This is a genomic window from Hydrogenophaga sp. (genome assembly GCF_030373225.1).
GTDB lineage: Bacteria > Pseudomonadota > Gammaproteobacteria > Burkholderiales > Burkholderiaceae_C > Hydrogenophaga.
Map to the genome: position 1 here is coordinate 1 of NZ_JAUCZG010000005.1, position 24013 is coordinate 24013.

General features: G+C 67.5%; 25 protein-coding genes. 3 read left to right on the plus strand and 22 right to left on the minus strand.

The window, feature by feature from the left end; translation table 11 throughout:
- Positions 1 to 51: 51 nt before the first annotated feature.
- From QUV35_RS04155 to QUV35_RS04220, 14 genes are all read right to left on the minus strand, one after another.
- Positions 52 to 1758 carry a TRC40/GET3/ArsA family transport-energizing ATPase gene (locus QUV35_RS04155; protein WP_300871076.1) on the minus strand — a complete coding sequence of 569 codons (1707 nt, stop codon included), beginning with the start codon at positions 1756 to 1758 and terminating at the stop codon, positions 52 to 54.
- A 71-nt stretch (positions 1759 to 1829) separates the two neighbouring features.
- Complete coding sequence (locus QUV35_RS04160) at positions 1830 to 3179, minus strand: HAMP domain-containing sensor histidine kinase (protein WP_300871077.1); 1350 nt, start codon at positions 3177 to 3179, stop codon at positions 1830 to 1832.
- Entirely contained in the window at positions 3176 to 3883 is a 708-nt protein-coding gene (locus QUV35_RS04165) for a response regulator transcription factor (RefSeq protein WP_300871078.1), read from the minus strand. The genes QUV35_RS04160 and QUV35_RS04165 overlap by 4 nt, the downstream gene beginning before the upstream one ends.
- A gap of 9 nt (positions 3884 to 3892) precedes the next feature.
- Positions 3893 to 4204: a hypothetical protein gene (locus QUV35_RS04170; protein WP_300871079.1), complete on the minus strand. Its 312-nt coding sequence runs from the start codon at positions 4202 to 4204 to the stop codon at positions 3893 to 3895.
- Positions 4205 to 4218: 14 nt separating this feature from the next.
- Entirely contained in the window at positions 4219 to 4689 is a 471-nt protein-coding gene (locus QUV35_RS04175) for a Spy/CpxP family protein refolding chaperone (RefSeq protein WP_300871080.1), read from the minus strand.
- 109 nt (positions 4690 to 4798) lie between these two features.
- Complete coding sequence (locus QUV35_RS04180) at positions 4799 to 4960, minus strand: hypothetical protein (RefSeq protein WP_300871081.1); 162 nt, start codon at positions 4958 to 4960, stop codon at positions 4799 to 4801.
- Between the two features lie 69 nt (positions 4961 to 5029).
- Positions 5030 to 6031, minus strand: a complete 1002-nt coding sequence (locus tag QUV35_RS04185) for an aldo/keto reductase (protein ID WP_300871082.1) — start codon at positions 6029 to 6031, stop codon at positions 5030 to 5032.
- A gap of 5 nt (positions 6032 to 6036) precedes the next feature.
- Entirely contained in the window at positions 6037 to 6999 is a 963-nt protein-coding gene (locus QUV35_RS04190) for a Gfo/Idh/MocA family oxidoreductase (RefSeq protein ID WP_300871083.1), read from the minus strand.
- Positions 7000 to 7118: 119 nt separating this feature from the next.
- Positions 7119 to 7973, minus strand: coding sequence for a class III extradiol dioxygenase subunit beta (locus QUV35_RS04195; RefSeq protein ID WP_300871084.1), 855 nt, complete (start codon positions 7971 to 7973; stop codon positions 7119 to 7121).
- Position 7974: 1 nt separating this feature from the next.
- On the minus strand, positions 7975 to 8415 hold the full coding sequence (gene ligA, locus QUV35_RS04200; RefSeq protein WP_300871085.1) for a protocatechuate 4,5-dioxygenase subunit alpha: 441 nt from the start codon (positions 8413 to 8415) through the stop codon (positions 7975 to 7977).
- A gap of 122 nt (positions 8416 to 8537) precedes the next feature.
- Positions 8538 to 9482, minus strand: coding sequence for an amidohydrolase family protein (locus QUV35_RS04205; RefSeq protein WP_300871087.1), 945 nt, complete (start codon positions 9480 to 9482; stop codon positions 8538 to 8540).
- Positions 9483 to 9600: 118 nt separating this feature from the next.
- Positions 9601 to 10284, minus strand: a complete 684-nt coding sequence (gene ligK, locus QUV35_RS04210) for a 4-carboxy-4-hydroxy-2-oxoadipate aldolase/oxaloacetate decarboxylase (RefSeq protein WP_300871088.1) — start codon at positions 10282 to 10284, stop codon at positions 9601 to 9603.
- A 1-nt stretch (position 10285) separates the two neighbouring features.
- Positions 10286 to 11320, minus strand: a complete 1035-nt coding sequence (locus QUV35_RS04215) for an amidohydrolase family protein (protein ID WP_300871089.1) — start codon at positions 11318 to 11320, stop codon at positions 10286 to 10288.
- A 37-nt stretch (positions 11321 to 11357) separates the two neighbouring features.
- The gene (locus QUV35_RS04220) at positions 11358 to 12074 is read right to left on the minus strand and encodes a molybdate ABC transporter substrate-binding protein (RefSeq protein WP_300871091.1); all 717 of its coding nucleotides are present in this window, start codon (positions 12072 to 12074) and stop codon (positions 11358 to 11360) included.
- Positions 12075 to 12209: 135 nt separating this feature from the next.
- On the opposite strand from QUV35_RS04220, the gene QUV35_RS04225 reads away from it, so the two are divergent.
- Positions 12210 to 13112, plus strand: a complete 903-nt coding sequence (locus tag QUV35_RS04225; protein ID WP_300871094.1) for a LysR substrate-binding domain-containing protein — start codon at positions 12210 to 12212, stop codon at positions 13110 to 13112.
- A gap of 4 nt (positions 13113 to 13116) precedes the next feature.
- Here the strand turns inward: QUV35_RS04225 and QUV35_RS04230 are convergent, their stop codons facing one another.
- The 7 genes from QUV35_RS04230 to QUV35_RS04260 all read right to left on the minus strand — a co-directional run bounded on the left by QUV35_RS04230 (position 13117) and on the right by QUV35_RS04260 (position 20289).
- Positions 13117 to 14019 (minus strand): NAD(P)-dependent oxidoreductase, encoded by a 903-nt coding sequence (locus tag QUV35_RS04230; RefSeq protein ID WP_300871095.1) that lies wholly within the window; start codon positions 14017 to 14019, stop codon positions 13117 to 13119.
- Between the two features lie 48 nt (positions 14020 to 14067).
- Positions 14068 to 15384, minus strand: coding sequence for a TRAP transporter large permease (locus QUV35_RS04235; RefSeq protein WP_300871096.1), 1317 nt, complete (start codon positions 15382 to 15384; stop codon positions 14068 to 14070).
- 54 nt (positions 15385 to 15438) lie between these two features.
- Positions 15439 to 15960: a TRAP transporter small permease gene (locus QUV35_RS04240; protein WP_300871098.1), complete on the minus strand. Its 522-nt coding sequence runs from the start codon at positions 15958 to 15960 to the stop codon at positions 15439 to 15441.
- A 129-nt stretch (positions 15961 to 16089) separates the two neighbouring features.
- On the minus strand, positions 16090 to 17127 hold the full coding sequence (locus QUV35_RS04245; protein WP_300871099.1) for a TRAP transporter substrate-binding protein: 1038 nt from the start codon (positions 17125 to 17127) through the stop codon (positions 16090 to 16092).
- Between the two features lie 147 nt (positions 17128 to 17274).
- Positions 17275 to 18261 carry a PDR/VanB family oxidoreductase gene (locus QUV35_RS04250; RefSeq protein ID WP_300871100.1) on the minus strand — a complete coding sequence of 329 codons (987 nt, stop codon included), beginning with the start codon at positions 18259 to 18261 and terminating at the stop codon, positions 17275 to 17277.
- Positions 18262 to 18403: 142 nt separating this feature from the next.
- Positions 18404 to 19153 carry a GntR family transcriptional regulator gene (locus QUV35_RS04255; RefSeq protein ID WP_300871101.1) on the minus strand — a complete coding sequence of 250 codons (750 nt, stop codon included), beginning with the start codon at positions 19151 to 19153 and terminating at the stop codon, positions 18404 to 18406.
- A gap of 11 nt (positions 19154 to 19164) precedes the next feature.
- Entirely contained in the window at positions 19165 to 20289 is a 1125-nt protein-coding gene (locus tag QUV35_RS04260) for an aromatic ring-hydroxylating dioxygenase subunit alpha (RefSeq protein WP_300871102.1), read from the minus strand.
- Positions 20290 to 20431: 142 nt separating this feature from the next.
- On the opposite strand from QUV35_RS04260, the gene QUV35_RS04265 reads away from it, so the two are divergent.
- Positions 20432 to 21568 carry a 5-methyltetrahydropteroyltriglutamate--homocysteine S-methyltransferase gene (locus QUV35_RS04265; RefSeq protein WP_300871103.1) on the plus strand — a complete coding sequence of 379 codons (1137 nt, stop codon included), beginning with the start codon at positions 20432 to 20434 and terminating at the stop codon, positions 21566 to 21568.
- Positions 21565 to 22155: a 2-hydroxychromene-2-carboxylate isomerase gene (locus QUV35_RS04270; RefSeq protein WP_300871105.1), complete on the plus strand. Its 591-nt coding sequence runs from the start codon at positions 21565 to 21567 to the stop codon at positions 22153 to 22155. The genes QUV35_RS04265 and QUV35_RS04270 overlap by 4 nt, the downstream gene beginning before the upstream one ends.
- Before the next feature lie 17 nt (positions 22156 to 22172).
- On the opposite strand, the gene QUV35_RS04275 is transcribed toward QUV35_RS04270, so the two are convergent.
- A complete protein-coding gene (locus QUV35_RS04275; protein ID WP_300871107.1) occupies positions 22173 to 24008 on the minus strand; it encodes an AMP-binding protein in 1836 nt (611 codons plus the stop codon).
- Positions 24009 to 24013 lie beyond the last annotated feature (5 nt).

Here is a 24013-nt window from a genome sequence, read left to right on the forward strand (position 1 = left end):
GATACCGCACTGGCATGCAAGACTAATGCCAGTTATTTACGGGACAGGACACTAGGCCCAGGGTTCGATGTGGGCGCGGCGCAGGTCGTCCTGCAGGGCGGCGGCCTGGGTCACGGGGGTGGTTTCGGGCAGGGTCACGATGACCACGCGGGTGAGGCTGGCGTCCTGCAGGCGCATGAGCGGTGTGACGATGTGCAGGCCGCTGGCTGCGCTGCCGTCGGCCCTGGTTTCGTATTGCTGCGTCATCTGGCGGTGGTAGGCGCCGGTGGCGTCCATCAGCAGCAGGCTGTGGCCGGTGGGTGCGGTGTCGAGCACCACAAAGGCGCTGCGCGCGGTGTTGACCACGCGGCTGAAGGCGTGGAACACGGCCACTTCTTCGGTGCAGGGGGACTGCAGGTCTTCCAGCAGCAGGGCGCGGCCTTGTTCGTCGAGGTCACGGCCTTTGCTGGCCATGATCTTGGCGATGTAGGCCTCGGTCTCGGCCTTGGGGTCGATGCGCCCGACCTTCAGGCCTTCCAGGCTGCCGTTCAGGGTGTCGGCCACGTGCGCGGCCGGGTCGGTGGTGGTGAGGTGCACGCTGTGCCCGCGCTGCACCAGCCCCACGGCCAGCGCAGCAGCGATGGTGGTCTTGCCGACGCCGCCCTTGCCCATGACCATGATCAGGCCGTGGCCCACGGCGGCGAGTTCGTCGGCCATGCGGCTCAGGGGTTCGGCGGGCAATGCGGAAGTCCGTTCGGGTTGAGCTTGTCGAAACCTTGCCGGCCCTTCGACAGGCTCAGGGTGAACGGGGTGGGTGGGCCCTTCGACAGGCTCAGGGCGAACGGGGTGGGGCTCGGGGCGAACGGGGCCACCCAGCAGCGCGCGCAGCGCCGGCAGGCCGACGGTGTCGAAGGCGCGCAGCGGCACCTCGTCGCGCGGCAGCTGTGCCAGCGCGGCGGGCATGGTGGCCATGGCGTCCATGCCCATGGCCTCGATGGCGTGGGCAATCGGGTCGCCCGGGTCGGTGGCGTGGAACACCCCGTTGATGGCCAGGCGCTGGTTGGCCAGGCCCAGGCTGCGCAGCTCGTCGGCGGTGCGCGCGGCTTCCTGCATGGGGCGCGGGTCGGGCCGTGTGACCAGCACCACGGTGGTCAGGGCCGGGTCGCTCAGGGCTTTCAGCGCGGCGTTGAAGCGCGCTTCCTGCATCTTCAGGCCGGAGTGCGGGCCCAGGCACGAGGCACCGCGGTCGTTGTCGGCCAGGAAGCCGCTCCAGGCCTTGGGCAGGCTGAGCAGGCGCAGGGTGTGGCCGGTGGGCGCGGTGTCGAACACCACATGGTCGTACCGCTGCCCGGTATCGGCATGGGCATCGCCTTCGTTCGCCAGCAGCGCGGCGAACTCGTCGAAGGCCGCGATCTCGGTGGTGCAGGCACCCGAGAGCTGTTCGCGCACCGTGTGGCGTTCTGCCTGCGAGGCATTGGCACCGAGCTGCGCCAGCACCCGCAGGCGGTAGGCCTCGGCAGCGGCGTCGGGGTCGATGTTGATCACCGACAGGCCGGGCACGCCGGGCACATCCACCGGCTGGTTCGACAGGGTGATGCCCAGCATGTCATCGAGGTTGGACGCGGCGTCGGTGCTGACCAGCAGCACGCGCTGGCCCGCGTCGGCCAGGGCGATGGCGGTGGCGGTGGACAGTGAGGTCTTGCCCACCCCGCCCTTGCCGGTGAAGAACAGGAATCGGGTGGGTGCGGTGGTGAAGCCTGGTGGCTTGTGCGTGTTCATGTACCCAGCATGTCACCAAACCACCCGGCGCGCCCTGATGCGCATCAAGTCGGGGCCTGCCAGCGCGGCCCTCACCCGGGCGGCAGCGTCACCGTCACCGCCAGCCCCGGCTTGGCATTGCGCACCGCAAACGTGCCGCCGTGGGCCTGCGCCACCAGCCGGCAGAGGTAGAGGCCCAGACCGACGCCGCCGGCGTTGCGGGTGCGGGCGGTATCGGGGCGGAAGAAGGCCTGTGCCAGGTGGGGCAGCTGGTCCTCGGGCACGCCGGGGCCGTGGTCGCGCACTTCCAGTTCGATGCCCTGCCCGGCTTCGCCATGGCGGCGGATGTGCAGTTCCACCGGCAACGGCGCCTCGGCGCTGTGGCGCAGGGCGTTGCCCAGCAGGTTGCGCAGCAGCAGCTTCACGCGGATGCGGTCCAGCGGCGGCAGCGGCAGGTGGGGTGCGGCGTGCAGGCGGATCTGCTGTGCCGACGGCTGGGAGGTGGCGAGTTCGTCGATGACTTCTTGCGCCAGCGCGCCCGCGTCGGTGGGTTCGCGGTGCAGCGCGGCGTGTCGGCCCGCCAGGCGTTCGCTCTCCAGCAGGTCGCTGATGAGCCGGGCCATCTCGGCCAGGTCGCGCAGCAGGGCTTCGCGCTGCGGCGCAAGCTCAGCGCTGTCGGGCAGCAGCTCGGTGTTGAGCCGCGCGCGGGTGAGCGGGCTGCGCAGTTCATGGCTGATGGCCAGCAGCAGCGCGCGCTGGGCTTCGAGCATCTGGTGGATGTCGTGGCCCATGGTGTTGATGGTGGTGGCCAGCTCGCCGAGCTCGTCGTGGCGGCGCGACGCAGGCAAGGTGATGGGCTGACCGAATTCGCCCGCACCGAAGCGCATGGCGCCCGCGCGGATGTCGTCGAGCGGGCGCAGCAGCCGGTGCACATACCAACCGGCCAGTCCCGTCATGAGCAGCAGGGCGGCCAGGGCCAGCCCCAGGAAGCGGGGACGGCGCTCGAAGGCGGTGTCGTTCAGGCCGAAGCCGATGGTGTGGCCGTCGGCACTGGTTCGTTGCAGCAGTGGGTCCCAGTCCCGGTCGTCGCCCCAGTCGTGGCGGTTGTCGTCGCGCTGGCGCTGGCGCGGTCCGCGCGGGCCATCGGCTTCTGCGTGCGAACGCCAGTTCACCCGGGGGCCGCTGATGTCGATGGTGATCACCGGCAGGCGCGCCACGATGGCCTGCGCGCGCGCCACCTCGGGCGTGCCGGTCGGGGCCACATCGTCGGCCAGCCGGCTCACGTAGTCCATGAGCAGCGGGCGCGCGGCATCGCGCCAGCCCAGCGAGAACGCCTTTTGTGCGCCGCCGATGAAGATGAAGGCGACCGACAGGGCCAGCAGCAGGAACACCGCCAGCAGGCGCAGCTTGATGGAGTGGCGCAGGCGGCGCAGCCAGCTCATGGCGTGGTCGGTCCGAGGCGGCGCAGCGCGAGCGAATAGCCGGCGTTGCGCAGCGTCTTGATGCAGTCCAGCGGCTCGAGCTTCTTGCGCAGGCGGCTCACCACGATGTCCACCGCGCGGGTGTAGAGCTCGGCTTCGTGGCCGCGCAGCTGGTTCAGGATGTCGTCGCGGCTGAACACGCGTCCGCTGTCGCGGGCCAGCAGGTGCAGCAGGTCGAACTCGGTGCCGGTGAGCTCCACCACCTCACCCTGGCGCAGCACGCTGCGCCGCGCAGGGTCGATCGTGAGACCTTCGAAGGCCAGCACGTCGGGTGCCGGTGCACCGTTGACCGGGCCGTTGTGGCCATGGCGACGGCGCAGCAGGGTCTGGATGTGGGCCACGAGTTCGCGCGGCTCGAAAGGTTTGGGCAAATAGGCGTCGGCGCCCAGCTCCAGGCCCACCACACGGTCCATCACGTCGCCACGAGCGGTGAGCATGACGATGGGGATGTCGCTTTCCTTGCGGATGGTGCGGCAGAGTTCGAAGCCGTCCATCTCGGGCAGCATCACGTCGAGGATGGCGGCCTCGAACACGCCGCTGCGCAGGCGCGCAAGCCCTTCGCTGGGCTTGAGCGCCTGGGTGAGTTCGAGTTCGAACCGTTGAAAGTAGGTTTTCAGCGGTGGCCCGAGCTGTTCGTCGTCGTCAATCAGCAATACACGGTGCATGCGGCATTCTCACACTGAGGTGGCCGCAGGCCCATCGCGCAAGGCTCTGTGACGCAGGATCAGCTGGCGCAGCCGCTGCTGGGCCCGGGCGTCCAGACCGTCGAAGCGGTCAGCCACCGACAGGATGGCCGGCAGCGTGAGCAGTGCCTCCTGGGGTTGTCGGCGCGACAGGCTGGCCCACAGGCCAAGCGCGTGTTCGCGGTCGAAGCGCGGCCCCCACACCAGGGCCAGCAGTTCGTCGTGCGGGTCGTCCACACCGGCCAGCAGCGCGGGACCATGGTCCCGCAGCCGCCGGGCGATGGGCAACAGTTGTGGCGACATGCCGCTCAAGCGGTTCAGCCGCGCGAGAACCAGCCCTTGCGCTTCTGCATCATCTCGCGCACCTCGGCCTGCTGGGTCGGGTTGAGGCTGTCGTAGAAATCGGCCAGCGCATTGATCACCTCGGGGCTGCTCACCTGCACCACGCGGGTTTTTTCGTCGAGCAGGCTCAGGGCACGGGCGCGGTCGAACTTTTCACCCGCCACCAGCTGCCGGACCTCGGCGCGCGGGTCGGTGGTCTGGCCCATGAAGGCGGTGCGCTGGGCCTGCAGCTTGTCGGCCAGCACGCCGAGTTTCTGTTGCTGCTCGGCGGTGAGGTCGAGCTTCTTCGTCACGCGCTCCATGAGCTTGCCGCGCATCTCGGTCATGCGCTCGGCGCTCATGGGGCCGTGCTCGTGCTGGCCGCGCGTGCCGCAGGCGGTGAGGCCACCCACGGCGATGGTGATGCCGGTCAGGGCGATGAGGGTGCGTTTGATCCAGGGCTTCATGACGGTTTCCTTGTTGAGGAGGGGTTGAACATGACCGTGATGGTGCCCGCCCCCCCTCAATCCGTCGTCTCGCCGCGGTTTCGTTTTGTTTCGCTTTTTTTCAAGCCCCTCAGGGTCGAATCAAGGTCCACGCGTACGCCAGGATCCAGGCGAAATACAGCGACAGCGACACACAAACCACAAAGCCCAGGAACTGGAGCCAGCTGGGTACGCCGGGCGTTTTCCAAAGCAATACCGCCGCCAGATGCAGGAGCAGCAATTCCTTCCACATGTCACCACCTCAAAACGTCAGAGGCGGGGATGCTGACCCGAAACACAGACGAAAGAATCCACTTGCCGCTCAAAGGCGCTCGGTATCGACCTCCCGGTTCGCCTGTTCGTTGTACCGGTCGCCTCGCACCGTGCCGGTGTTGATCAGGGCATCCAGGCGCGCGAGCACATCGGCGCCGAGCGCGACCGCATCGGCCCCGTTGTTCTCGCGCAGGTGAGCCAGGTTGGCCGTGCCGGGGATGGGCAGGATGTCCGGCCCCTGGTGCAGCAGCCAGGCGATGGCCAGCTGCGCCGGTGTGCAAGCCACCTCGCGTGCGATGGCCTGGTAGGGCGCGAGCAGCTTGAGGTTGGCAGCGTAATTGTCGGGCGCAAAGCGCGGCATGGTGCGGCGGATGTCCTTGGCGTCCATCGCGCCCACATCGATCTCGCCACAAAGGAATCCGCGCGCCACCGGGCTGAAGGCAACCAAGGCCACGCCGAGCTCGCGGCAGGCCTTCAGCACCGCGATCTCGGGGTTGCGCGTCCACAGCGAGTACTCGGTCTGCAGCGCGGTGATGGGGTGCACCGCGTGTGCGCGGCGCAGGGTGGTGGCCGACACCTCGCTCAAGCCGATCGTTTGAATCTTGCCGGCGCGCACCAGATCGCTCAAGGCGCCAACGCTGTCCTCGATCGGCACCTGCTTGTCCCAGCGGTGCAGGTAATAGAGATCGATCACATCGGTCTTCAGGCGCTTGAGCGCGGCTTCGCAGGTGGCGCGCAGCGTCCGGGGCCGGCCGTCGATCACGCGCACCAACTTGCCGTCACCGGCCAGGTCCACGCCCTGCATGCCGCACTTGCTGGCCAGCGTGAACTCGCTGCGGCGCTTCGACAAGGCCTTGCCGATCAGCGTCTCGCTCTCGCCGAAGCCGTAGAGCGCTGCGGTGTCGAAATGCGTGACGCCCTGGTCCAGGGCACTCTGCAGCAAACGCTCGGCGTCGTCGGGCGTAACAGGCGCGCCATAGGCGTGGCAGATGTTCATGCAGCCCAGGCCAAGGGCCGAGACTTTGAAGGGCCCGAGTTGACGTTGTTGCATGGGGTTCAGCCGTTCGCGTTCAGCTGCTGTTCCAGCTGGTGCAACACCTCGTAGCAGGCGAACACCCTCGCCACACTCGAATTGGGCTCACGGCCCTCCTTGATCGCCGCGAAGAATTCGCGGTCCTGAAGTTCAATGCCGTTCATGCTCACCGCCACCTTGGAGACGTCGATCTTTTCTTCCTTGCCGGTGAAAAGGTCGTCGTAACGCGCGAGGTAGGTCGCGGTGTCGCCGATGTAGCGGAAGTAGGTGCCCAGCGGGCCGTCGTTGTTGAAGCTCAGGCTGAGCGTGCAGATGGCGCCGTTGGCGGCCTTGAGCTGGATGCTCATGTCCATGGCGATGCCCAGCGCGGGGTGGATCGGGCCCTGGATGGCGTTGGCCTGCACGATCGGGCTGCCGCACTGGTAGGCAAACAGGTCCACCGTGTGCGCGGCGTGGTGCCACAGCAGGTGGTCGGTCCAGCTGCGCGCCTGGCCCAGTGCGTTGGTGTTGGTGCGGCGGAAAAAGTAGGTCTGCACATCCATCTGCTGGATGTTGAACCGCCCGGCCGAGATCTCGTTGTGCACGTACTGGTGGCTGGGGTTGAAGCGGCGGGTGTGACCGCACATGGCCACCAGCCCGGTCTGCTTCTGCATCGCCACCACGGCCTGCGCGCCCGCCAGGCTGTCGGCCAGCGGAATCTCCACCTGCACGTGTTTGCCGGCCTGCAGGCAGGCCAGGGTCTGGTCGGCGTGCATCTGCGTGGGCGTGCACAGGATGACGGCGTCGAGCTCCTTGAGCGCCAGGCTCTCGGCCAGGTCGGTGGTGACGTGGGCGATGCCGTACTTCGTGGCCACTTCCTTCGTCTTCTCCAGATCGCGGCTGATCAGCGAGACCACTTCGACACCGTCGATGTTCCGGATGCCGTCGAGGTGCTTGATGCCGAAGGCACCAGCGCCGGCGAGGGCGACTTTGATGGTTTTTGTCATGGGGTTTCTCCTGTCAATGCTGTTCGGGCCGAGCCTGCTGAAATCCTCTCGACCCGATGGTACGAGGGCTTCGACAGGCTCAGCCCGAACGGGGTGGTTGGCTCGGCCCGAACGGGGGTTCAGGTGTTTTCGAGGATCAGGTGCCCCACGGCCGTGTTGCTCGCGGGCACATGGTAGAAGCGGCGCACCGCCCTGGGCTTCGGGCCACCGGCTGCGTCACTCATGGCGCCGCGCGCGATCAGCCACATCACGAGTTCGATGCCTTCGCTGCCGGCTTCACGCACATAGTGAATGTGCGGAATGCTGGCCGCGGCTTCGGGATCGTTGATCAGCTTGTCGAGGAAGTCGTTGTCGAAGTCCTTGTTGATCAGGCCGGCGCGCGGACCCTGCAGCTGGTGGCTCATGCCACCCGTGCCCCAGATCTGCACCTTGAGGTCCTGGTCGAAACTGGCCACCGCCTTCGCAATCGCCTTGCCGAGGTTGAAACAACGCTGCCCGCTGGGCACCGGGTACTGCACCACGTTGACCGCGAACGGAATCACCGGGCAGGGCCAGGCCTGGGGCTGGCCGCACATCAAGGACAGCGGCACGGTCAGGCCGTGGTCCACGTCCATCTTGTTGACGATGGTGAGGTCGAAGTCCTGCTGGATCACCGACTGCGCGATGTGCGCCGAGAGCTCCGGGTGGCCGATGACCTTGGGCACCGGGCGCGGGCCCCAGCCTTCGTCGGCGGGCTGGTACTCGGCGGCGGTGCCGATGGCAAAGGTCGGGATCATGTCCAGGCTGAAGGCCGTGGCGTGGTCGTTGTAGACCAGAAAGATCACGTCGGGCGTGTTGTCCTTCAGCCATTGTTTTCCGAATTCGTAGCCCTGGAACACCGGCTGCCAGTACGGCTCGTGGGTCTTGCCGAGGTCGATGGCCGCGCCGATGGCGGGCACGTGAGAGGTGTAGACCGATGCGGTGATGCGTGCCATGTCAGTTCACTTTCCGGTTGGCCGAGCCTTGTGGCTGGCGGTGCGCCTGTGCCGTGCCGTCTTCGCCGACCACACGGTTGCCTTCCACCGAACGGCCGCCGCCGATCATCATGTCGCGGTACTCCGCCTCGGTCATGCCGGTCATCGAGCCGGCCATCTGCTGGAAGCTCTTGCCGTCGGTGGCGCCGATCTTGGCCAGGAAGTAGATGTTGCCGCCCAGGCGGATGCACCAGTTGAGGTCGCGCGCGAGCACCGCCTCTTTCTGCTCTTGCGTCATGGCCCATTCGTCGAGGTAGGCGCGCTCGTCCTTCTTGAACCGTTCGCGGTTGTCGGCCTTCATCAGGCTCATGCAGAACTGGTTGAGCCAGTAGCCCTTGCGGCTCTGTTCGGCGTCGAAGATGGTCGTGCCGGGCACGTCCAGGTAGGGTTTTTCCAAAGCCATCGGGTTCTCCTGATATCCGTTCGGAAGTGGCATTCCCGTTCGCCCTGAGCCTGTCGACGGGCTCACCCAGGTGCAGGTGAGGGCTTCGACAAGCTCAGCCCGAACGGGCGTGTTGGTTCACGTCATGCCGCGGGGTTTGTTTCCTCGGGCCAATACAGGCGCATGGGGTTGTCCACAAGCAGCTTCTTCTGCGCCTGTGCCGCGGGCGCGATCTGTGCAATGAAATCGACCAGCAGGCCATCGTCGGGCATGTGGTCCTTCAGGTTGGGGTGCGGCCAGTCGGTGCCCCACAGCACACGGTCGGGGAATTCTTCGATCACCTTGCGCGCGAACGGCACCACGTCCTGGTAGGCCGACTGCTCGCCGTTCAAGGCCCTGGGGCCGGTGAGGCTCAAGCGCTCGGGACAGCTCACCTTGCTCCACACATTGGGGTGCTGGCGCATGAATTTGAGGAAGAGTTCGAACTCGGGGCCATCCACCGGCTTGCCCACATCGGGGCGGCCCATGTGGTCCACGACCACGGTGGTGGGCAGGGCCGTGAAGAAGTCCCACAACTCGGGCAGGTCGATCGCCTCGAAGTAGATCACCACGTGCCAGCCCAGCCGCTGGATGCGCGCGGCGATCTCCATCAGCTCGTCCTTGGGCGTGAAGTCGACCAGGCGCTTGACGAAATTGAAGCGCACCCCGCGCACGCCCGCAGCGTGCAGGGCCTGCAACTCGTCGTCGGTGACGCTGCGCCTGACCGTGGCCACGCCGCGCGCCCTGCCCTCGCTGTGCACCAGCGCATCGACCAGCGCGCGGTTGTCGGCACCGTGGCAGGTGGCCTGCACCACCACGTTGCGCGCAAAGCCGAGGTGGTCACGCAGCGCGAACAACTGCGCCTTGCCGGCGTCGCACGGGGTGTACTTGCGCTCGGGTGCATAGGGGAATTGCGCACCCGGGCCGAACACGTGGCAGTGCGCATCCACCGCGCCGGCGGGCAGCTGCAGGCGCGGTTTGGAAGGACCCTCGAACCAGTCCAGCCATCCCACGGTCTTGGTGAAGTCACCGGTTGTCGCTTTGGTCATCTGCAAATTCCTTGGCATGAAGTGAGCCCGTCCAGAACACCGCGGAACCGGCTTTGCCGGGCCGCAGGTGTTGCCCCCTCGAGGGGGTCGCGCGCAGCGCGGCGGGGGTGTTCCGATTTCAATCGATATAGCGCAAACCCGCCTTCTCCAGCGGCTCGCGCATCTTGTACATGTCCAGCCCGAGCACGCCACTGGCCAGCTTCGCCCGCTTCTCACCCTCGAAACTCTCCCGGTGCTGCGCCGCCTCCAGCGTGGTCACCGCACGCGCCGCAGGCACACACACCACACCGTCGTCGTCGGCCACGATCACATCACCCGGCGTCACCAGCATGCCGGCACACACGATCGGAATGTTCACCGAGCCCAGCGTGGCCTTGATCGTGCCCTTGCTGCTGATGGCCTTGCTCCACACCGGAAAACCCATGCGCTGCAGTTCCTTCACGTCGCGCACGCCGCCGTCGATCACCAGCGCACGCGCACCACGCGCCTGGAAAGAGGTGGCCAGCAGATCGCCGAAGAATCCGTCGGTGCACTCGGCGGTGACGGTGGCCACCACGATGTCGCCCGGCTGTATCTGCTCGGCCGCCACATGCATCATCCAGTTGTCACCGGGCTGCAGCAGCACGGTGACCGCCGTGCCACTGACCTGGCAGCCCGGGTAGATGGGCCGCATGTACGGCTTGAGCAGTCCCACGCGGCCCATGGCCTCGTGCACCGTGGCCGAGCCGAGCGCGGCCAGGCCGTCGGCGGCCGCTCGGTCGGCGCGCTGGATGTTGCGGTAAACGACGCCCAGTTCGTACATGTCAGATCCCCTTCGCCTTCAGGCGCGCATCAAGCCGTGAAAACACCCGCCGCACATTGCCCTCGTAGATCTGGTGCTTGTCCTGGGCGCTCAGGATCGTCGACGCTTCGATGTAGCGCCGGGTGTCGTCGTAGTAATGGCCCGTGGTCGGGTCGATGCCGCGCACCGCGCCGATCATCTCGCTGGCGAACAGCACGTTCTTCACCGGGATCACGGTGTTGAGCAGGTCGATGCCGGGCTGGTGGTACACGCAGGTGTCGAAGAAGATGTTGTTCATCACGTGCTCGTCGAGCAGCGGCTTTTTCATCTCCTGCGCCAGGCCCCGGAAGCGGCCCCAGTGGTAGGGCACCGCGCCGCCGCCGTGCGGAATCAGGAACTTCAGGGTCGGGAAATCCTTGAACAGGTCGCCCTGCACGCACTGCATGAACGCGGTGGTGTCGGCGTTGAGGTAGTGCGCGCCGGTGGTGTGGAAGCAGGCGTTGCAGCTGGTGCTCACATGGATCATGGCCGGCAGGTCGTGCTCGACCATCTTCTCGTAGATCGGGTACCAGTGGCGGTCGGTCAGCGGCGGGCTGGTCCAGTGCCCGCCGGACGGGTCGGGGTTGAGGTTGATGCCGACCGCGCCGTATTCATTGACGCACTTCTCCAGCTCGGCAATGCAGGTCTTCGGGTCCACACCGGGGCTCTGGGGGAGCATGGCCACCGGCACGAAATGGTCGGGGAACAGCTCGCTCACGCGAAAGCACAGCTCGTTGCAGATCGCAGCCCAGGTGCTCGACACCTTGAAATCGCCGATGTGGTGCGCCATGAAGCTGGCGCGCGGGCTGAACAGCGTGATGTCGCTGCCGCGCTCCTTCATCAGTCTGAGCTGGTTGGTCTGGATCGACTCGCGCAACTCGTCGTCGCCGATCTTCAGGTCGGCCGCCGCGGGCATGAGCGCCGGGTCCTGGATGCCGGCGATCTGCGCGTTGCGCCAGGTCTCCAGCGCCTTGGGCGCGGTGGTGTAGTGACCGTGGCAATCGATGACGAGGCTCATGGTGTGGTGTGGCTTTCTGTTGGTGGGTTGAAGGGGCTCACGCAGGCTCCATGCCTTGCCGGCGCTTGGCCGCATCGGCCGCGGGCGCCTTCAGGTGGGCCAGCAGCGCCTGCACCGCATCCGGGCAGCGGGTGTGCGCGGGCACACCGGCCGAGAACGTGGTGACGATCTGGATCGCCGGTGGCAGGGGCCCGGCGATGGTGATGCCGGCCACGCCCAGCAGTTCGCTCGCCTGCTGAAAGCCCAGCTCGACCTCGCCGCGCGCCACCAGCGAAGCCACCGGCACGCCAGGCGGTGCCTGCACCGTGCGACCCTGGATCTCCTGCGCCACGCCCCAGCGCTCGAACAGCCGTCCCAGCGCCACGCCGCTGGGCCCGGTGGAGCAACTCAGGCTGCGCGCAGCCAGCACCGCGCGGCGCACCGCGTCTTCGGTGGACAGGTCGGGCACCGGCGCACCTTCGCGCACCGCCACCGCCACGCCCGAGCGCATCAGGTCGACCCGGCTGCCGGGCCGCAGGTGGCCACTGGCGATCAGCTTGTCGATGGCATCCGAGGCCAGGATCACCAGGTCGAAGGCTTCACCGGCCTGCACGCGTTTCGCAGCGTCCACGCCGCCCACCGATTCGATCGACACCGGCGCGCCGCCGGCCGCCTCGAAGCTGGCCACCAGCTCGGCCAGCACCTGGCGCGTGGCCATCGAGGAAACACCCTTGAGGCGGGCAGTGACAGGGCGGGTGGCGGCGGAATCAAGCATGGGCTGTGAGGAGTGAGGCTGGATTGTGGACCGCGCATCCCCGGCAGCAAAGTCACATGACCGGCTAGCAGCTAGAACGAAACCACATATCTATGATCGGGTCCTGTGTCACCCTTTTGCCCGCCAGGCCGCTCCATGGATCTCAAGCAACTCGAATACTTCGTGCGCGTGGCCGAACTCGGCAGCTTCACCCGCGCCTCGATGGCGCTCGGCGTGGCCCAGCCCGCCTTGTCGCGTCAGGTGCGCCTGCTCGAAGTGGAGCTGCGCCAGACCCTGCTGATCCGCAACGGCCGCGGGGCCACGCCCACCGAAGCCGGACGCCTGCTGCTGGCGCACGGCCGCGGCATCCTGCACCAGGTCGAGCGCGCGCGTGAGGAGCTCGGACGGGTGCGGGGTGCGCTCGCCGGGCGCGTGGCCATCGGCCTGCCGCCCAGCCTGGCCCGGGTGCTCACCGTGCCGCTGACCCGCGCGTTCCGCCAGCAGTTGCCCGAAGCCAGCCTGTCGATCAGCGAGGGCCTCTCGGTCACCATGCAGGAGTGGCTGACCACCGGGCGGCTGGACATCGCCGTGCTCTACAACGCGCAGACCGCCGCCGAGATCGAGATCCACCCGCTGCGCGACGAAGAGCTGCTGCTGGTGGAGCCTAGCCCGCAAGGCCTGGGTGAGGAACCAAAGGGTGCCATCGGCCTGCGCGAGGTCGCCACCATGCCGCTGGTGATTCCGAGCCGGCCGAACGCGATCCGCATGCAGGTCGAGACCGAAATGGCCAACATCGGCTGCCGGCCCACGGTGGCACTCGAGATCGACGGTGTCTCGGCCATCCTGGATCTGGTGGCCGATGGCGCGGGCGCCGCCCTGCTCTCGCGCAACGCCGTGGCCAGCTCGGTCCGGCCGTCGGCCTACCGCATGCGCCCGGTCACGCCCGCGCTGAAAACACGGCTGTGCCTGGCAACCAGCTCGCAGCGACCAGCCACCCTCACGCAACAGACGACGCTGGCACTGATCCGCCAGACGCTGGACGCGCTCGACGCGCGCTGAAGCCTCAGGTCCGTGGTGGGCCAGGCGTGCGCAGCCGGTCGGCGAAGGCCTGCCAGTCGGCCGGCTCGGGCAGTTCTGCGAACACACCGGCGCGGGCCTTCGCGGCCATCCAGCCGTGCTTCCCGGCAATGGCACTGGCCATGACCGGCTCGAAGCCGGCCTCGCGCACCGTCTGGGCAGCCTCCTGCATTTCCTCGGCGCGGCGCTGTCCGTGCTGCGCGACCCGGCTGAAAAAGTAGCTGCCCTGCTGCTGCCAGTCGATGCCGGGAAAGGTTTCCTGCAGCGTGGCGATCATGGCGTCCTCGACGCCGTAATGCCGGGCCGTGGCGTAGCTCTCCAGCACCAGCGCCTCCAGCCCCTTGATCATCACGCTGCGGCACATCTTGGTGGCCGAGGCCACGCCGATCTGCTCGCTGACCACCCGCACGTCCATGCCCCAGGCCCGCAGCTGCCCGGCCAGTTCGCCGGCATGCGCGCCGCCGAGCAGCATGGGAACGTGCAGGCCGTGGGGCGGTACCGAGGTCATCACGCCCGCCTCCACATACCGCCCTCCCGCCGTGTCGACCAGCGAGGCGGCGTCCTGCTTGGTGCCGGGCGAGGCGGAATTGAGGTCGAGGAAAAAGGCGCCGGGCTGAAGGTCGGCCGTGGCCTCGAAGGCCACCGCCAGCGTGTTCGACGCGGTGACCGCGGAGATCACCAGGGTGGCCTGTGCGCACAGGTCCGCGGCGCTGGTGCAGGCCTGCACGCCCTGTGCGCTGGCCAGGGCCCGCAGCTCGCCGCGCCGGGCCGGCTCGTCGAACTTCAGGTCCCACACACCCACCCACTCCACCCCGGCCTGCTTCAGGCCCGCCGCGAAGATGCGGCCCACCTCGCCATAACCCACGATGCCGACGCGCTGAATGTTCATGCTCCTGACTCCTCAGGTGTTTTGCCGCTGGCAGCCCGACCCGGCTGGTCAGAGCCGCAACACGAAGAGCGTGATGCCCGGGAACGCCACCAGGATGGCGGTGCGGATCAGGTCGCTGGCCACAAAGGGCATGACCGCACGGTAGGTCTGGGTGATGGGCGTGTCCCTGGCCATCGAATTGATGACAAACAGGTTCATGCCCACCGGAGGCGTGATCAGTCCGACCTCCACCACGATCAGCACCAGGATGCCGAACCAGATGGCGAACTCCTCGGGTGTGAGGCCGAAGTCGAGCACGGTGACGATGGGGAAGAACACCGGGATGGTGAGCAGGATCATGGACAACGAGTCCATGAAGCAACCCAGGATCACATACAGCACCAGGATCGCCACCAGCACCAGCCAGGGGTTGAAGCCCGACGCCGCCACCAGCTGCGCGGTTTCCTGCGGCAGCTGCGACAGCGCCAGGAAGGTGTTGTAGACGCCGGCCCCGAGCACGATCATGAAGATCATGCCGGTGGCCACCGCGGTGCCCAGGATCGCGCCCAGCAGCGTGCGGCGGTTCAGCCCACCGCCCATCCAGGCCGCCAGGCCGGTGCCGAAGGCGCCGATGGCCGCGCCTTCGGTGGGCGTGAACAGGCCGCTGTAGATGCCGCCGACCACCGCCACGAAGATCAGCATCACCGGCCACACCTTGGCGGTGGCGGCCCAGCGCTCCTTCATCGGCATGGGCGGCATGGAGCCCACGTCCTGCGGCTTCACGCGGGCGTAGATCGCGATCACGGTCATGTAGCCCAGCGCAGCCAGGATGCCCGGCACGAACGCCGCGAGGAACAGCTTGGCGATGTTCTGCTCGGTCAGGATGGCGTAGATCACCAGCACCACCGACGGCGGAATCAGGATGCCCAGCGTGCCACCGGCGGCCAGCGTGGCGGTGGAGATGCCGCCGGCATAACCCGCCCGCTTGAGCTCGGGCAGGGCCACCTGGCCCATGGTGGCGGCGGTGGCCAGCGACGAGCCGCAGATGGCGCCGAAGCCGGCACACGCGCCGACCGCGGCCATGGCCACACCGCCCTTGCGGTGGCCGATCCAGGCCTCGGCCGCCTTGAACAGCGCCTGCGACAGGCCCCCCAGCGCGGCGAACTGGCCCATGAGCAAAAACAGCGGAATGACGGACAGCGAATAGTTCGAGAAGGTGCTGTACGTCACCTGCTTGAGCTGGTTGAAGATCGGCACCGAGCTGCCGTAGATGACCCAGGCGCCGCCCAGGCCGCAGAGCAGCATGGACAGGCCGATGGGCACGCGGATGAAGATCAGCAGCAGCAGAACCGGGAACGACCAGGCCGCGAGTTCGATACCGGTCATGCGGGGCTCCCGGTCAGCAGGGGGGACATGGGGTGGGTCATGGGCAGGTTCATCTCAATGGCCGGCATTGGCGTCGACCGTCCGGCCGGCCGGCTCTTTGGCCAGGCCGAGCTGGGTGAGCGTCTTGGCGGCGTAACACAGGCAGCCGATGACGGCACCCACCAGGCAGACCGCGTAGGCCCACCACATCGGCATCGCCAGGATGAAGGTGGTCTCCATGTATTCGCGTTTCTCCAGCATGCCTTCCCAGAGTTTCCAGGTCAGCACCAGCCACACGGCGAGCATGAGCACATCGCTGATCGCCACCACGGCGCGCTGCGCCCAGGCCGGCATGTGCATGTAGAGCAGGTCGACCGTGGCGTGACCGCCCTTGAGGTAACACCAGGGAAGGAAAAAGAACACGGCGATGCCGGTGCCGATCTCCACCAGCTCGAAGTCTCCCGGCACAGGTCCCAGGCCGACGTCGATCAGCGCCCGGCCCGACACGCTCAGGACGATCATGAGCGTGAGCGCCGTGAGCACCAGCCCTCCGGCGATGGCCAGCCAGTTGGCCAGCCGGTAGATGAAACCAATCATGCGGTGCACTTTCAGGAACGGAAGGGAGAAACCAAGCCGGCATTGTCCGCCAACATCCACGGCCCCCGAGGGGCCTCGTGCAGCAAAAAGGCCGTCCCCGGATGAGGACGGCCTGTTGCGCGGTCCGCTTTACTTCGAGTGTTTCGCGATCAGCGCGCGGGCCTCGGCCGCCAGTTTGGCGCCATCGATGTTCTTGCCCTTCATCTCGTTGATCCAGTCGGTCTCGACCGTTGCTGCCGTGCGCCTCCAGCGCTGCGTCTCGGCCAGGTCGAGGGCGACGATGTTGTTGCCCGCCTTCTCCGCGATCGCGCGCCCGGCCTTGTCGCCATCGTCCATGGCGCGGCCGAACATCGCCGCCGTCTCGATGCCGGCATTCTTGTCGATCACCGCCTTGAGGTCGGCCGGCAGCTTCTCGTAGGCGGCCTTGTTCATCGAGAACGCGAAGGTCTGCGTGTACAGGCCTTCCTTGCCGGCAAAGGTGGTGTGGTTCTTCACCAGTTCGCTCACCTTCAGCGCGGGCGTCACTTCCCACGGGATGGTGGTGCCGTCGATCACACCTTTGGACAAGGCTTCCGTGACGGCCGGCACCGGCATGCCCACCGGGGTGGCGCCGAGCTTGGTCAACATGTTGTTGATCACGCGCGAGCCGCCCCGCACCTTCATGCCGCGCAGGCTCTCCAGCCCGGTCACCGGCGTTTTGGTGTGAAACAGGCCGGGTCCGTGGGTGTGCACGGCGATCAGCTTCACGTCCTTGAATTCATCGGCCGCGTATTTCTCGACGTACTCCTGGATCGCGCGGGAGGACTGCTCGGCCGAGCCGCTCATGAACGGCAGTTCGAACACCTCGGTCTTGCTGAAGCGGCCCGGGGTGTAACCCAGCACCGTCCAGGTCAGGTCGACGATGCCGTCCCGGGCCTGGTCGAACAGCTGCGGTGGCGCGCCGCCGAGCTGCATGGCGTGAAACAGCTGCACCTTGATGCGGCCGCCCGAGTCGGCTTCGACCTTCTGGGCCCAGGGAACCAGGGCCTTGGCGGGAATGGTGGCCTGTGGCGGCAGCATCTGGTGCAGCCGCAAGGTGACGGTCTGGGCCAGGGCCGAGCCGGCCATGGTGGCAGCGGCAATCGCTCCCAGGGCCAGCAGCGTGGTGCGGCGTTTCAGCAAGGTCATGGTTTGTCTCCGGTTTTGAGGATGGTTGAGCCCGGGTGACGGGAAAAGTGCCTGCCCCGGATCGCCTTTGCATTCGAACACCCGCACTGTGCATGGGCCACGGTGTTAACGCCAGTGTGGGAAGAGACTTTCAGTTATGCCGTTATTTTATGAAACGACCTCGTCCCGCCAGGCCGTGTCGAGCGTGATGCGACCCACCACACGCGACACACAGGCGCAGATGCGCCGGTTCTCCCGCTTCTCCTGCGCGCTCAGGAACACATCACGGTGGTCGATCTCGCCGTCGAGCGCCAGCACGTCCAGCGCGCACAGGCCACATTCGCCCCGGCGGCAGTCGTTCATCACCTCGATGCCGGCGGCCTCCAGCACCTCGATCAGCGCCTGATCGGGCGCCACATGCAGTTGCGCGTGATGGCGCGGCACGGCCACGTCAAAACCGGCCGGCGGCAACTGGCCACCGCTGCCGAAGGTCTCGAAACGTAGGCCGGGCTCAGGCCGGCCGGCTTCCAGCCAGCGCTGGCGCACGGCATCGAGCAGCCCCGCCGGGCCACACACGTACAGTTGGGCGCAGGCCGGCAAAGCGTCGATCGCGCGACCCAGGTCGAGCGCTTCACCCTCGTCGGAGGCGCAGGTGACCAGACCATCGCCCAGGCACTCGCGCAGCAGGTCGGCATACGCCAGCTCGGCGCGCGAACGTGCCGAATACAGCAGCTTCACCGGCAAGCCCCGTTTGACCAGTGCCTGCGCCATCGACACCATGGGCGTGATGCCGATGCCCCCCGCCACCAGCAGCGTGGCCGGCGCCAGCCAGGCCAGTGGAAAGTGGTTTTGCGGCGCGTTGACCTCGATGCTGTCGCCCACCGCGAGTTGCCACATGGCGCGTGAACCGCCGTGCCCGTCGGGCAGATGCTTCACGGCGATGCGGTAGCCCGCTGCGTCCTCGGGCAGGCCGACCAGCGAGTACGAACGGATCTGCAAGCGCCCGGCAACGCCGACCTGCACCTGCAGGTGGGCACCCGGCGCCCAGCGCTCGGCGCAGCCATGGGCCGGGGTGATGATGAATTCGCGCACCGTGGGGGTGACGTCGCGCAGGGCCGCAATGCGAGCGCTCTGCCAGTTCAGATGACTTTTCATGATTGACCAACCGTGGTGGGATGTATTGCTTCGGATCAGGCGAGGATCCCCAGCCCAGAGGTGCCGCGGAACCGGCTCTGCCGGGCCGCAGGCGCCGCCCCCTTGAGGGGGTCGCGCAAAGCGCGGCGGGGGTGCATCACTTTCAGCGTCGACGGATGAGTTTGAGGGCGGGCATGGAGGCCGGTGTGCGCCCCAGCGCGTGCCCGGCCAGCACCTCGCGCAGGTTGCGCTGCGCCAGCCGCGAGTGCTCGCGCATGATGGCTTCGGCCCGTGCGCCCTCGCGGCGCTCGATGGCGTCGAGCACCTGGCGATGCTGGTCTTGTGCCACCACGAGCATGTCGCGCGCCTGCGGCGAATGGGCCTGCATCACCACAAAGCCCGAGGGCGAGGCAAACGGCAAACTGGCCACGCGCTCGAGCTGACGCGCAATGGTCGGGCTGTCGGCCAGTTCATGCACGAGGGTGTGGAACTGGCTGTTGAGCGCCACATAGGCGGCAAAGCCTTCTTCGTTCAGCGCAGACGCGGCGAGCACGGCGTCGATGCGGTCGAGGCACTGTTTGGCCTCGGCCAGCACCACACCGGGTGCGCCACGCTCGGCGGCCAGCCTGGCCAGCAAGCCTTCCAGGGTGCCGCGCAGTTCGATGGCGTCGGCAATGTCGCGCTCGGAGAACGTCTGCACCACATAGCCGCCGTTGGGCAGCGCCTGCAGCAGACCTTCCTGTTCCAGCCGCATCAAGGCGGCGCGAATCGGCGTGCGGGACACCCCGAGGCGCTCCACGATGGCGAGCTCGGCAATGCGCGAGCCACCCGGCAGTTCGCCGGAGAGGATGAGTTCACGCATTTGAAGCAGTGCGCGGACCTGGGCGCTTTCGAGAGGGGCTTCGGTGGTCATGGAAGCGCCCATCAACCCACCCGGCGCGGATGCAGGGTGACCACCGAATCGCCCCCCGGGGCGGGTCGCGCGGCGCGCGGCGGGGGAGCTTCCTTCTCCACCATGCGATCGATCAGGCGGCGCGCCCACATGGCGCCGGCATCGATGTTGAGGTTGTAGAACTTGTGGTCGGGGTGCTCGTCGATGGCCTTCTGCTGGGCTTCGAGCACCTGTTCGTCTTCACGGAAGATGGTGGCAACACCCTCGCGCAGCTGGTGGGTGAGTCGCTGTTCGCCCAGCGAGTAGTTGCGCGCAAAGGCCCAGAAATACAGGCAGGTGCCATCGGTCTCGGGGGTGATGGTGTTGAGCACATAACCGTTGACGCCCTGGCTGCGGTCGCCGCCGTCCTGCGGCAGGGCACCGCTGCCGGCGGGCGCCACGCCCACGTCGATGGCCACGGTGCACGGCGCCTCGAAGCGCACGATCTGCCAGCGGTCCACCGGGCCCCGGTAGCCGCGCGCGTCCTGGATCTGGCCGGCCCAGAAGGGTGGCGCCTCGATGTTGTCCATCCAGCGCGTGACGGTGGCAAAACGCTCGCCGTGCGTGGCCACGAACGGCGCCTCGGCCACCGCGCGGTTGCCGATGCTGCTGCCGTGCACGAAGGTCTCGTGGGTCAGGTCCATCAGGTTGTCCACCACCAGGCGGTAGTCGCACTGCACGCGGATCATCTTGCCGTCGCCGGTCCAGTCGGGGTCGTCGTTCCAGTGCAGGTCGGGCACCAGCGCCGGGTCGGCCAGCGCCGGGTCGCCGGGCCAGACCCAGACAAAACGGTGCTTCTCCACCACCGGGTACGAACGCACACAGGCCGAGGGATTGAGCGTTTCCTGGCTCGGCATGTGGGTGCAGCGGCCTTCCGCGTTGTAGACCAGGCCGTGGTAGCCGCACACCACCTCGTCGCCCTCGATGCGACCCATGGACAAGGGCAGCAGCCGGTGCCAGCAGGCGTCCTCCAGCGCGGCGGCCACGCCGGTGGTCTGGCGGTAGAGCACCAGTTTCTGCTGGCAGATGGTGCGCGCGAGCAGGCTGCGCCCGACCTCGACGTCGTAGGCGGCGGCGTACCAGGCGTTCAGCGGAAAGGCGGCTTTGTCGTTTTTCATGGATACGCAATGTATACAGAAGTAGGAAAAATGCCAAGACTTTTTCAGTTTTTTGAGGGTTTTTGTCGATTCATGTATTCAATCAGGTCGGCCTCAATGGCGGTAAAGTCGCTCACACCACCCACAACAACGAGGACGACCCATGACAGCACGCAGCCACCCGCCCTTTCGCGCCGACCACGTCGGCAGCTTTCTGCGCCCGGGCTATCTGCTTGAAGCGCGTGACCAGTTCTTCAACCAGAAAAGCATCAGTGCCGAACAGCTGCGTCTGGTGGAGGACCGCGCCATCACCGAGATCGTGAAGTTCCAGGCCGACGTGGGCCTGCAGTCGATCACCGACGGCGAATTCCGCCGCACCTATTTCCACATCGACTTTCTCGAGCAGCTCGGCGGCGTGAAGACCGACATACCGGTCACCATCGTCAAGCCCGACGGCACCGAAGAACTGGCCCCGCCGGTGATCCGGGTGATCGACAAGGTGCGCCACACGAAAAACATCCAGCTGGCCGACTTCCAGTACCTCAAGGCGCAGGTCGAAGCGCTGGGCCGCCCCGGCCTCACGCCGAAGGTGACCATTCCCTCGCCGACCATGCTGCACTTTCGCGGCGGACGCGCCGGCATCAGCAAGACCGCCTACCCCGAGCTCGACCCGGTCTTCTACGACGACGTGGCCAAGGCCTACGGCGAAGAGCTGCAAAGCCTGGCCGATGCCGGCTGCACCTATGTGCAGATGGACGACACCAACATGGCCTACCTGTGCGACGAGCGCATGCGCGAAGCCGCCCGCAGCCGCGGCGACGACCCGAACGAACTGCCGCACCGCTACGCACAGTTCATCAACAAGGTGGTGGACCACAAACCGGCCGGCATGACGCTGGCCATGCACCTGTGCCGCGGCAATTTCAAGAGCACGCACGCCGCGGCCGGCAACTACGAGCCGGTGGCCGAAGCCCTGCTGTCCGAGATGAAGCTCGACGCCTTCTTCCTCGAATACGACGACGAGCGCTCGGGCGACTTCCGTCCGTTGCGCTTCCTCTCCAAGGACAAGATCGTGGTGCTGGGCCTGGTGACCACCAAGTTCGGCCAGCTGGAGACCAAGGACGCTCTCAAGCGCCGCATCGAAGAGGCGGCGAAGTACGCCCCGCTCGACCAGATGTGCCTTTCGCCGCAGTGCGGCTTCTCCAGCACCGTGCACGGCAACAACATCGCGATGGAAGACCAGCGCAGGAAACTGGCGCTGGTGGTGGAAACCGCGAACGAGGTCTGGGGTTCTGCTTGAAGGCCGCGCTGAAGTTCCACTTCGACTTCATCTCGCCCTTCGGCTACTTCGCCTCGCTGCGCATCGAAGACCTCGCGGCACGGCACGGGCGCACGGTGGAATGGCACCCCATGCTGCTGGGCGTGTCGGTGCTGAAGGTGATGGGTCTCAAGCCCTTGCTGGAGACACCGCTCAAGGGCCCGTACACCGAGCGCGATGTGTTGCGCTACGCGCGCGAGCACGGCGTGCCCATGCAACGCCACCCCGCCGACCCGGTGATGAACCCGCTGGCCTGCGCGCGCGCCATGGCCTGGGTGAACCGGCACCAGCCGCAGCGCGCGGCCGACGTGGCGCACGCCATCTACCGCGCTCACTGGGGAGAAGGTCTCGACCTGTCCACGCCCGGGTCGCTCGCTGCCGTGCTGGGCGATGACATCGCCCGGGCCGCTGCCGGCGAAGAAGCCGCGGCCCTGCTGCGCGCCGAGGTGGACACCGCGCTGGCGGCCGGCGTGTTCGGCTCGCCCACCGTGCTGGTCGACGGCGAGCCTTTCTGGGGCATCGACAAGTTCGAACAGATGGACCGCTGGCTCACACAAGGCGGTTGGTGAGCCGCCGCGCCGCATCCTCAGTGAAAGCGGATGTCGACCGGCACCGCGATTGCCGCCAGTGCAAGCCCCAGCTGTTCAGCCAGTGCCGCGTCGGGCGCGCCTGACAGGCTGATCAGCGCGCGCTGGCGGCCGCCCTCGTCGCTGGCCTGCACCTGCACCGCGCGCTGCGGCGCCAGCGCCTGCGCGATCTCGCCCAGCCGGATCTCGATCGCACGCAGGCGCAGCGTGGGCTTGAACACCTTGCCGATGGCGGTCAGCGGCAAGGCATTCACCAGCACCACGCGTTTGGGGCAAGCCGGCCGCTCGTACACCTGCGGCGCCACCTCGCGCAGCAGCGTCTCGCTGTCCATCTCTGCGCCGGCGCGCAGCACCACAAAAGCCACCGGAACCTCACCCGCGTAGGCGTCGGGCTCGGCCACCACCGCGCACTGCAGCACGGCGGGATGCGCCATGAAGGCGTCTTCCACCAGGCCGGGGTCGATGTTGTGCGAGCCGCGGATGATCACGTCCTTGGCGCGGCCGGTGATGTGGATGCGCCCGGCCTCGTCCAGATGCCCGAGGTCTCCGCTGACGATCCAGCCCTGCTCGAACAGGCCGGCGTTGCGTGTCGCATCCAGGTAGCCCGGGCTCATGTGCGGACCGCGCAGCACCAGCACGCCGGTCTCACCCGCGGCGCAGCGCTCATCGAGCCTGGCCTCGCCATCGCGCCAGGGCACCGCACGCACCTCGGTGAACGGCAGGCGCAGGCCGGCCGAACCGGGCGTGCGCGGACCCCGCAAGGGCTCGATGCTCACCAGCCCGGCGCACTCGGTCATGCCCAGGATGTTGCGCACGGGGATGCCGGTGGCGGCCTCGAAGCGCTGCGCCAGCTCGGCCGGCAGCGGCGAGCCGCCGGTGAAGGCGGCGCGCACCGTTGCGATGTTCGCGTTCAGCGGCACAGCCAGCAGGCTCGCCAGCACCGTGGGCACGCAGGCCAGGTGCGTCACGTGCTCGCGCTCGCAGAACTGCCAGTAGCTTTGCACGAAGCCGGTGTTGCGCATGCCGACGAGGGTGGGCAAGACCTGGCGCGCACCGATGGCCAGCAGCGCCAGCCCGTAGACAAAGGCACCCGCCACGTGGAACAGCGGGAAGCCGTTGACCTCCACCGCCTGCTCGTCCATGTCGTAGAAAGCATGCGCGAACCACGATGTGTGGGCCTCGTTGCGTGCGGTGTGTTGCGCCAGTTTGGGCGCGCCGGTGGTGCCCCCGGTGTGGAACAAGGCCACCACCCGCTCGGGGTCCAGGTCGGGCTCGAAGGTGAGCGTGTCGGGCTGATCGGCCATCAGGTCTTGCAGCGACGGCGTGCCGGGCACCGCCTCGCTGACCGCGATGGGCACCAGCGTGGTGGCGTGCAGTGCCTGCACCGCCAGCGCCGTCGACCACACCGCCAGTTCGGGGCTCGGCCCGAGGGCCACCAGAACCTTGGCACCCGAGGCCTGCAGCAGCGCGGCGATGTGCCCGGGCTGCAGCAGGAAATTGATCGGACACACGCGGCCCGCCAGCTGCGCACCCCAGAGCACGGCATGGGCCTCGGGCGTGTTGGGCGCGAGCATGGCCACGGTATCGGCCTCATGCACACCCAGTGCGCGGAACGCATTGGCCGCGCGGTGGATATGGGCCAGCAGTTCGCGGTAGCTCACACGCTGTGGCGGTGTCGCCAGGCCGGCGTCGGGCAGAAAGGTGAGGGCCTCGCGATCGGGGAAACGCGCGGCGGTGGCGCGGATGAGTTCGTACGGCGTGCGGTGCGGTGCCGTCGTTGCCAGCGGCGCGCGCTCCAGCACTTCAATGTCCGCGAGCGTCGCAAAGGCTTTCATGCCAG

What these genes read in the sequence shown, in the direction of transcription:
- QUV35_RS04155 (WP_300871076.1), bottom strand. Translation starts at nt 1,758, where the DNA reads ATGAACACGCACAAGCCACCAGGCTTCACCACCGCACCCACCCGATTC.
- QUV35_RS04160 (WP_300871077.1), bottom strand. Translation starts at nt 3,179, where the DNA reads ATGAGCTGGCTGCGCCGCCTGCGCCACTCCATCAAGCTGCGCCTGCTG.
- QUV35_RS04165 (WP_300871078.1), bottom strand. Translation starts at nt 3,883, where the DNA reads ATGCACCGTGTATTGCTGATTGACGACGACGAACAGCTCGGGCCACCG.
- QUV35_RS04170 (WP_300871079.1), bottom strand. Translation starts at nt 4,204, where the DNA reads ATGTCGCCACAACTGTTGCCCATCGCCCGGCGGCTGCGGGACCATGGT.
- QUV35_RS04175 (WP_300871080.1), bottom strand. Translation starts at nt 4,689, where the DNA reads ATGAAGCCCTGGATCAAACGCACCCTCATCGCCCTGACCGGCATCACC.
- QUV35_RS04180 (WP_300871081.1), bottom strand. Translation starts at nt 4,960, where the DNA reads ATGTGGAAGGAATTGCTGCTCCTGCATCTGGCGGCGGTATTGCTTTGG.
- QUV35_RS04185 (WP_300871082.1), bottom strand. Translation starts at nt 6,031, where the DNA reads ATGCAACAACGTCAACTCGGGCCCTTCAAAGTCTCGGCCCTTGGCCTG.
- QUV35_RS04190 (WP_300871083.1), bottom strand. Translation starts at nt 6,999, where the DNA reads ATGACAAAAACCATCAAAGTCGCCCTCGCCGGCGCTGGTGCCTTCGGC.
- QUV35_RS04195 (WP_300871084.1), bottom strand. Translation starts at nt 7,973, where the DNA reads ATGGCACGCATCACCGCATCGGTCTACACCTCTCACGTGCCCGCCATC.
- ligA (WP_300871085.1), bottom strand. Translation starts at nt 8,415, where the DNA reads ATGGCTTTGGAAAAACCCTACCTGGACGTGCCCGGCACGACCATCTTC.
- QUV35_RS04205 (WP_300871087.1), bottom strand. Translation starts at nt 9,482, where the DNA reads ATGACCAAAGCGACAACCGGTGACTTCACCAAGACCGTGGGATGGCTG.
- ligK (WP_300871088.1), bottom strand. Translation starts at nt 10,284, where the DNA reads ATGTACGAACTGGGCGTCGTTTACCGCAACATCCAGCGCGCCGACCGA.
- QUV35_RS04215 (WP_300871089.1), bottom strand. Translation starts at nt 11,320, where the DNA reads ATGAGCCTCGTCATCGATTGCCACGGTCACTACACCACCGCGCCCAAG.
- QUV35_RS04220 (WP_300871091.1), bottom strand. Translation starts at nt 12,074, where the DNA reads ATGCTTGATTCCGCCGCCACCCGCCCTGTCACTGCCCGCCTCAAGGGT.
- QUV35_RS04225 (WP_300871094.1), top strand. Translation starts at nt 12,210, where the DNA reads ATGGATCTCAAGCAACTCGAATACTTCGTGCGCGTGGCCGAACTCGGC.
- QUV35_RS04230 (WP_300871095.1), bottom strand. Translation starts at nt 14,019, where the DNA reads ATGAACATTCAGCGCGTCGGCATCGTGGGTTATGGCGAGGTGGGCCGC.
- QUV35_RS04235 (WP_300871096.1), bottom strand. Translation starts at nt 15,384, where the DNA reads ATGACCGGTATCGAACTCGCGGCCTGGTCGTTCCCGGTTCTGCTGCTG.
- QUV35_RS04240 (WP_300871098.1), bottom strand. Translation starts at nt 15,960, where the DNA reads ATGATTGGTTTCATCTACCGGCTGGCCAACTGGCTGGCCATCGCCGGA.
- QUV35_RS04245 (WP_300871099.1), bottom strand. Translation starts at nt 17,127, where the DNA reads ATGACCTTGCTGAAACGCCGCACCACGCTGCTGGCCCTGGGAGCGATT.
- QUV35_RS04250 (WP_300871100.1), bottom strand. Translation starts at nt 18,261, where the DNA reads ATGAAAAGTCATCTGAACTGGCAGAGCGCTCGCATTGCGGCCCTGCGC.
- QUV35_RS04255 (WP_300871101.1), bottom strand. Translation starts at nt 19,153, where the DNA reads ATGACCACCGAAGCCCCTCTCGAAAGCGCCCAGGTCCGCGCACTGCTT.
- QUV35_RS04260 (WP_300871102.1), bottom strand. Translation starts at nt 20,289, where the DNA reads ATGAAAAACGACAAAGCCGCCTTTCCGCTGAACGCCTGGTACGCCGCC.
- QUV35_RS04265 (WP_300871103.1), top strand. Translation starts at nt 20,432, where the DNA reads ATGACAGCACGCAGCCACCCGCCCTTTCGCGCCGACCACGTCGGCAGC.
- QUV35_RS04275 (WP_300871107.1), bottom strand. Translation starts at nt 24,008, where the DNA reads ATGAAAGCCTTTGCGACGCTCGCGGACATTGAAGTGCTGGAGCGCGCG.